The 7,794-nt window shown below is 32.0% G+C and carries 10 protein-coding genes; 6 read left to right on the top strand and 4 right to left on the bottom strand.

What is annotated here, in order from left to right; all coding sequences use genetic code 11:
- Positions 1-247, top strand: a 247-nt coding sequence (locus tag A9G38_RS02870) for an integrase core domain-containing protein (RefSeq protein WP_141671703.1), incomplete at its 5' end; no start/stop codon positions are given.
- A 265-nt stretch (positions 248-512) separates the two neighbouring features.
- On the opposite strand, the gene A9G38_RS02865 is transcribed toward A9G38_RS02870, so the two are convergent.
- Positions 513-965 carry a hypothetical protein gene (locus tag A9G38_RS02865; RefSeq protein ID WP_141671702.1) on the bottom strand — a complete coding sequence of 151 codons (453 nt, stop codon included), beginning with the start codon at positions 963-965 and terminating at the stop codon, positions 513-515.
- A gap of 131 nt (positions 966-1,096) precedes the next feature.
- On the opposite strand from A9G38_RS02865, the gene A9G38_RS02860 reads away from it, so the two are divergent.
- The 3 genes from A9G38_RS02860 (at position 1,097) to comJ (ending at position 2,916) form a co-directional block, all read left to right on the top strand.
- Complete coding sequence (locus tag A9G38_RS02860; protein WP_162162667.1) at positions 1,097-1,600, top strand: CPCC family cysteine-rich protein; 504 nt, start codon at positions 1,097-1,099, stop codon at positions 1,598-1,600.
- A gap of 78 nt (positions 1,601-1,678) precedes the next feature.
- Positions 1,679-2,113 (top strand): hypothetical protein, encoded by a 435-nt coding sequence (locus A9G38_RS02855; protein WP_034915105.1) that lies wholly within the window; start codon positions 1,679-1,681, stop codon positions 2,111-2,113.
- 320 nt (positions 2,114-2,433) lie between these two features.
- The gene (gene comJ / locus A9G38_RS02850; RefSeq protein ID WP_034915108.1) at positions 2,434-2,916 is read left to right on the top strand and encodes a competence protein ComJ; all 483 of its coding nucleotides are present in this window, start codon (positions 2,434-2,436) and stop codon (positions 2,914-2,916) included.
- A 383-nt stretch (positions 2,917-3,299) separates the two neighbouring features.
- Here comJ and A9G38_RS02845 read toward each other — a convergent pair whose 3' ends face one another.
- Positions 3,300-3,908, bottom strand: a complete 609-nt coding sequence (locus A9G38_RS02845; RefSeq protein WP_034915112.1) for a riboflavin synthase — start codon at positions 3,906-3,908, stop codon at positions 3,300-3,302.
- Between the two features lie 164 nt (positions 3,909-4,072).
- Here A9G38_RS02845 and crcB point away from each other — a divergent pair, with 164 nt between their 5' ends.
- Together crcB and A9G38_RS02835 are read left to right on the top strand one after the other, a co-directional pair.
- Positions 4,073-4,450: a fluoride efflux transporter CrcB gene (gene crcB, locus A9G38_RS02840; RefSeq protein WP_034915116.1), complete on the top strand. Its 378-nt coding sequence runs from the start codon at positions 4,073-4,075 to the stop codon at positions 4,448-4,450.
- 106 nt (positions 4,451-4,556) lie between these two features.
- Positions 4,557-4,955: a cell division inhibitor SulA gene (locus tag A9G38_RS02835; protein WP_034915119.1), complete on the top strand. Its 399-nt coding sequence runs from the start codon at positions 4,557-4,559 to the stop codon at positions 4,953-4,955.
- 650 nt (positions 4,956-5,605) lie between these two features.
- Here A9G38_RS02835 and A9G38_RS02830 read toward each other — a convergent pair.
- Positions 5,606-7,144 carry a hypothetical protein gene (locus tag A9G38_RS02830; protein WP_034915122.1) on the bottom strand — a complete coding sequence of 513 codons (1,539 nt, stop codon included), beginning with the start codon at positions 7,142-7,144 and terminating at the stop codon, positions 5,606-5,608.
- Positions 7,145-7,571: 427 nt separating this feature from the next.
- Positions 7,572-7,794: IS30 family transposase (locus A9G38_RS12190; RefSeq protein ID WP_176713220.1), on the bottom strand; the 223-nt coding region annotated here is incomplete at its 5' end.

Genomic DNA, 7,794 nt, shown 5'->3' with positions numbered 1-7,794 from the left:
GACATTTAATATCACGCATTCATTAAGCAAGAAAGGATGTCCTTATGACAATGCGGTAGCGGAAGCGACATTTAAAACAATTAAAACGGAATTTGTAAAAGGCCAACGTTTCAACTCAACGGCTGAGTTACAACGCGCTTTTTCGGCTTATGCCTATTGGTATAATCATAAACGATTACATTCTTCGTTAGGCTACTTGCCTCCCATTGAATTTAAAAAACACTTACCCCTTAATTTTTTTGTTTGAAAATGTGTTGCCATTCCATTTTGAAAATCCTGCGGAGAAAGCGAGCCTGCCAAATAGCTTTTTATAATATCGATAGAATTCATTTATTATCACCTATTGGATATCGCAACAGATCAAGGGTAACATTTTTTTTTCATATTACTCAATTTTAATTGATTAAATTTTGAGATCTTATTTTGAAATGTTACCTCTATTTTTCCCTTATATAATCAATAATAATCATATATTAATTGATGACGATAAACAAATCACACATTATTCCAATTCAAAAAATGACGCCCTTTAATGTACTGGATATCACCGCAGGCGATAAGTCAGCTTGCTGATAAATTATAGTGCTTCCACTACAGAAGTGGATTTCAATTTGTTCTATATTATCTATATGGTTTACTGTATGCTCAGGCAATAATTGGATAATATCAGCTGATAATAAAGCATTAAAATTTGTTTTCATTATTCCATAAGTATCATGGATAGTGATACCACTAAATTTATGGTTATCTTCAGATAAATTAATGAGTTCATAGCCACTATGTTCTTTTTTATCAAGACCTATTTCTATATCAAAAAGCCCGATTTTAGCCGTGTACAAAATGGCTGATTTCATTGTTTCTATTCGGCAATGTCGAAAAAAAGCCTCTTTCACTAAAGCAGAAAGACACTTCAAAAAGCCGCCATTGTTAATAATATCAATAAGATCAATATTTAATTTTCCCATATTTAACATTCTATCTTTTTATTGTTCCAGTTTTTCATTTATCATAAGCGTAAAATAAAAAACCTGATAGTAACAAAACTATATATTTGATAAATTAGATGATTTATCATTTCATTATTTACATTAACCCAATGAAAACACTCAGCCGAAAACTCGCTTTAACACTGTTAGCTATCGAAATGATTGCACAATCTTCAAAACAGGATATTGAGAATATTCTCTTTGCAAATTATCTTGATAAAGATGGTCAACCGTTAGCATATACAAATATGTATGATGATGCTATTCAACCGTTTTTATTAGGCTATTTTATTGATATTGAATTGAAAGGCTATTCTAATCAATATTTAAAACAATATGTTAGTGCTTTATATGGTGAACCTATTACCATTATAGGGGACGAAGATATTTTGCATGCATGTCCTTGTTGCCATTATTTAACCTTAACTCATCAAGGACAATACGATGTTTGCCCATTATGTTATTGGGAGGATGATGGCACACTAAGCACTGAATTAGACCATTATAGTTCAGTTAATCACTCGACATTAAGCAAATATAAAGTAATGTTCGACAAAAAACAAAAGGCTACTTTGATGAATATTCCGTATAAATTAGCTAATAGAGATTTATAATAATTGCATCAAATCTAGATTTGATTATGCAATAAATTAACCACGCTTTTGGGGATTAACGTATCAAAGGGTGCTTAGATGACAAAAATATTGGCGTTATGGAATAAACAAACATTACCTATAAAAAACGGGATTTACTTTTCTACTGGTGAATCAATATCTCTTTCAGCCCAGTTTTATCCCCAATTATTAATTCAAAAAGGGAAACCATTCAACCTTAACCTTTTTTTGGATAAAGATCCTGATAATATCACTAACATAGATATCATCCAAAAAATCACCCTAACAAATGGTAATCAATGCTTTTTAGGTGAAGGAAGTTATGGTTCAGAAGGGTTTATTGCTTACTTAACACCTAAAGATGATTTAAAATGGGTGATCTATTTTGAAAAATCAAACCCATTCATTAATGCAACTGAATTGCCAAACCACTTTCTTATAGTGAAATCAAGTGCCGATTTCAAAATAGTGATTGAATTAAATAACCCAATAAATCTTATTTTAACTAAATAAGATTTATTATATTGTTTTTACCCATACAAATAACGCCAAATAACACATGAGGCTAAAATAAATGAGAAAGCTGAAAAAGTAATATATGCTTTAACAAAGATATGGCATAATCAGCCAATATTCAAAAATCCAAAAGAAAAATAGAAAACAAAAGCTTAGATGGCTTATTAATTTTTAATAAATGGTTAAACCACATAAAGCAATTTTAAGTAAATGCCTTATACATTATTAGCGAATTATTTTTATAATTTGATATTAACAATCTGGCAATTTCCTACATTTAATTTGATGATTTTATGGTATGAAAAGGAATATCTCTGATGGAGAAAAACAAACAACAGGTTGTAGATTTATTAATATCTCATAGTCAAATTTTAGTCAGATCTAGACCATACAGTGAAGAATTATCGCAATGGGGTAAACAAAATATTGCACAAGGTGCAGTTATTCATAAGGATTATGTCATTTTTGACCCATTACCTGATGATGCTTTCGGTGCAAACGTTTTTTTAACCTTATCAGATAGTTTTACAATGGATAACCAAACCCAACGATGCATTGTTGTTCCCTTTTACACACATCCCAAAAATACGATTGAGGTTGCCTCTGCCACAGAAAAATTTACTATTAACCTACAATTAGATGCACCATTATATTCACTGTATTATGAAATCTGCGAAGGTGATGAAGTTTTTTATAAATTTACCTTTATACCTGCACTTGTACCAATCACAGCTCACTACATTATTGATGACCAATGGGGTGGCAAAAAAGGAAAAATGCTCCAATCGGGTAAAGTATAACCACCTTCAACCTGATTAACTCTAATCAAAGCATAAAAATAAACCAATAAGGACTAAATTGTTTTTGTCTGTGGTAGAAATGTTAAAAATCTTGTCAAAAACTTTCAGGTAACTATATGTTTAAGTAAAAAAAGCATTTAAATATAAACAGTATTTAAGTATAAAATTAAATTTTGTTGATATTAAATTGTCGATATTCCTCAACTACTAATCAAAGGTCTCCAAATGTTATAAAAGATTATTACCTATTTTAATAAAACATTCAGGTAGACCATTGATTTCATGTTAAACTAACAAAAATACTTAATTAATATAAACCAGTTACTCAATAATCATCTAATAATATTTTTCTTAAATTAATCGAGAATCAAAATTAAATATTATCAATTTTTTGCTGCCAACACCCGTTCAACTGTATCAACAATAGCTTGAGTTTGGGAATCAATTTCGATATTAACTTTATCTCCGACTTTCTTAGCGTCTAGCGTGGTAATAGCTAACGTTTCAGGGATTAAATGAATAGCAAAATGATTTTCTTTTACCTGCCCAATTGTTAGGCTTGCGCCATCAATACCTATAAAGCCTTTATATAATACATATTTCATAAATTCTTTCGGCAATTGTAGCGTCATTTCACAATTTGTGGCAGTTTTTTGAATATCAACAATAGTTGCAGTGCAAGATATATGCCCAGACATTACATGACCACCAATTTCGTCACCATATTTAGCACTACGCTCAATATTCACAAAATCATCGATTTTTTTATCGCTCAATGTCGTTAATACAAGGGTTTCTTCCATAATATCAAACGACACAATATCTTTATCGAACCCCGTTACAGTTAAGCAACATCCATCATTGGCAATCGATGCCCCTATTTCAATTTTATTAGTTAATTGATGCGGTAATTTAACTTTATATGTTCTTAATTTATTTTGATCAACAATATCAATAATTTGACCAACGCCTTGAACAATGCCTGTAAACATAGATATACCTCAAATTTTCTTAATATTGAATATTCTATCTCAATCTGATTAGGATTTCCTATTTCTATTTTCTACTGGTATGATCATTTAAATATTTCCCGATCACTTATTATCTATAGCGATAACAAATTCATATTTCAAAGTATAGTCAAGGATATATCATTATGTTAAAACTGATTTTAGCCATTTCTGTCGGTTCAGTAGCAGGGGGATTAATGCGTTGGTTCTTATCACTTAAACTCAATGTTATTGCTTTTACTATTCCACTAGGTACATTGCTATCTAATTTAGTTGCTGGCTATATTATTGGCTTTGCAATTGCCTTTTTTAATCACTCTAACCTTTCTGCTGAATGGCGGTTATTGGTTATAACGGGTTTTTGTGGTGGCTTATCAACTTTTTCAACCTTTTCTGCCGAGGTGGTTAACTTTTTACAAGACGGTCGAATATCTTGGGGTTTAGCAACAATATTGATTCATGTAATTGGTTCAGTTTTAATGACATATTTAGGTATTTTATCGTATCAATATTTGCGATCTTAAAATAACTCAATTAATAAATCACATAAAAAATAATCATAAATAGAGTTTACAACCTTAAAATACTGTATTAATATACACTGTATAGAAAAACAGTACAGAGGTTATTATGCTTATTGAACATTCTACACAACAACTTATGGCTATTAATTTTGAGTCCCCTTTTCAACAAATATTACAACAACAACGCCCTTTATTAAAATCACTTAATAAAGCTAAAAAATGGCAATTATGGCTTTCTGACAGACCAATGTTAAAACGTTCATGGGTTAATACTGCTGGGTTAGATAAACACAAAGTGATTCATCTAGCAAATTTAAATAATGAAAACATAGTATCAATCATTGAAAAAGCCTTACAATACAAAACCTGTAGCTATGTAGTTGCTTGTATCAACAACCTTAATGAACAAGACAAAGCACGCTTACAAAAAGCCGTATCATTAAGTGATACTTGTCTACTTTTAGTACACGATGAGCAAAGTGAACAATCTATCCAATATCATTAAAAATAAACATATTATCGAAAAGAAGCATATTTTTTATATGTTAGAAAGCAAATCTAAAATGTTTAATAAACTAATATACCACTATAAAAATTAAGTTAAGTATTTGATGTATAGAAAACTCAGTGCTGAGCATTTAACAATGTTCAGCTTTTTTTGATAGTTATAGTTATTAATAATAGTAATTGATGCAGTTTTTTTCGAGCAACCTTTCCAATCACCGTCATGGGTTATTGATCTACAATAACGAGTTTTTTCGGCAAATGGATTTTTATTAGTAATTAAAATTTTTTGCCTTGCTACTACAGCCAGCGATTTTAAAGTACCCTATTGTACCACGCCTAAAACGGTTATTTTCGAAAAATGTGTTACTCTAATTTAAGTATAAACAGACTGTTTGCTTTCATAGTCCAATCTATATTTTTAATTAAAATCGAAAACTTATAGATTAATTTTTTTTTATTATTGTGACTTTATTTTTCAAGAAAAGCGCTTTTATTATTTAATAACAGTCGTTTAATAACAACTGGTTAATAACAAAAGCGCAAATTTTTAAATCTTATTAGTCGGGGCGTTTTTTGGTTTTAAGTTATTAAAGCTTAAGGCCAACTGGTTTTGCCAGCCGATGCTCCATTAAGCAGCGGCTTAGTTCTTTAAGGTGTAGTACAGATAGCAGAATATGGGTAGTTCGGAGGATCGTTATAAACATAACCTTGGTTCGCCGATGCTATAAACTGATTGCTTCCCACAGTGTCACTCGTCCAAATGTAGGAGGGGAATTCTATAGAACCCATACCTGGATACCACTCCGTAAGAAATCCTGCACCTATTTGTCGTTGGATATGATTACCTGTTGACGATGGCATGCCGCCATGGACTCCTGCGCTGCATGGGAACGACGACCATTCCTCTTCTCCACATTTTGCATTAGTTAGATCCTTGATCTGTGGTAGACGATAACCTAAGCTATTACACCAAGATTCTTGTTCAGAAAATGTTCCTCTATTAAAATAATCCCCCCCACGACTCACAAACCACTGCTTTAACTTAAATCCATATTTCACAACCACATTACCACTACTATCTCGACCCTCTAATTCAAATACCTGTGGTAAATCTGGCACGGCAATTCGACCTGGACTATCTGATTCTTTTTGACTATCACTTGCCGCTGGTCCTGTCAACCTAACGCGTGTTACGACTTTTCCAAAATCCTCAGGAGGAAACATACCTTCAGCCACTTCTCTTGTCACTGTCGCAGTGATTCCTTCATGCGTAACAGATTTCCATGTCAATTCATTTATATCCACTCCAGTTATAAGTAAATCAAAATATAAATTATGCGCACCTGTGGTCGGAAAATTTAGTTTGTATAATTCAGGATTAGTTGATTGAACTAAGAAGCCCTTCTCCATATTCCATATGTCAGCTGGACCGTCGAGCATGGGATTAAAACTAATAAGTGGCCTTGCGAATTCTACTTTTATACAAACATCATTATCTGATGCATTAGGATTAATGTAATACGTTACGCTACCTTCTGCAAAGTTACTAGTTTCTGGTACACCATACTTAGTTTTTAAATACCCTTTTGTATTACTTAATTCTACTTTATAAGGTGCATTACATGTCGTTAATGCATCACTACGATTAACTGTTTTATTATTTTTATCTGTAATACTCAACGTGATCACCCCATCTGCTGTTAGACCATCTTGTCCGTCTCCATCATCATCGCGCCATTTATTTTGTGCCACCAACTCATTTAAGCTCACTGAATCAGATGATGGCTGGACTATCATTTCAATATCAGCCAGAGTATCCCCTACATTAGGTAACTTGATTGGCGCTACCAGTGATGAGGGATTATTTTGTGGTGTAAATATTCGACCGTCTGACAACTTAATAGTTAATAAGTCATCTGTGGTAGTCAATTTGGTAGTACCATCATCAAGCGTTAAATAGGGGGCTGTGCCTTGAATGGTATTTGATGTAGTGGCCGATAACGCTTGCGATTCCAATGAATACGGCAATAACAACAACAGCGCCAGTACCAATTGAATTTTTAAAAATGATTTTGTAGATAATTTCAGAGATATAAATAAGTTTTGAGCAAACACTCGCCGAATAAAATTATTCGATAAATTTAAGACATAGGCTTGCCAAGTCTTGTGACAAAAATGATATTGCATTACGATTCATCCATCAAGTACATTGTTTTATTTTATATTTATTAGCTTGTTAAATAAGCTTGTTTTCCTAAATCGATGGAAGTATAGCCGTTAAAAAAATAGTTGGCTAGTTATTGGGCTTACTTTTTTGTAAAGAAATGTAAAGATAGAAACGATTCAGCTTTAGCAATAAGTCAATTTTTTAGCAAAATATGATGTTAATTTTATGATAAATTAACTTTTTATTTTTAATACTTAATATTAGTAATAACCGCCAAAACACAAAATCTCCAAACTGCCAGTTTGGCGCGTTAACCTAACTTAGTGATCATGCATTTTGATGTTGTGATAAGACAAGCATATTAACCTTGATAGCGCTGTAAGTATGTCCCCCTAAAATTGCTCAGGTAGGGTATTGATTTTATTTAATTTTTTATTTTAATTAAACCTAGATTACACCATGAAGTGCAATTCTTCTTAACTCCTTAGAATAAAAATCGGCAGGGCTTTTAAACTTATGCCGTTTTCTTGGGCGTGTGTTCAATAGATATTGTATTTTCTTTATCTGTTTGTCGTCAACTAATGAAATGGCCGCTGACTTAGGTATAAACTGACGTATTAAGCCATTGGTGTTTTCATTTGTGCCTCTTTGCCAGCTTTTATAAGGCTCC

This window comes from Gilliamella sp. Imp1-1 (genome assembly GCF_001690415.1).
In the GTDB taxonomy this organism is placed as follows: Bacteria; Pseudomonadota; Gammaproteobacteria; order Enterobacterales; family Orbaceae; genus Gilliamella; species Gilliamella bombi.
Note: the sequence above shows the minus strand (reverse complement) of the source record. Positions and strands in the feature narration are given on the sequence as shown.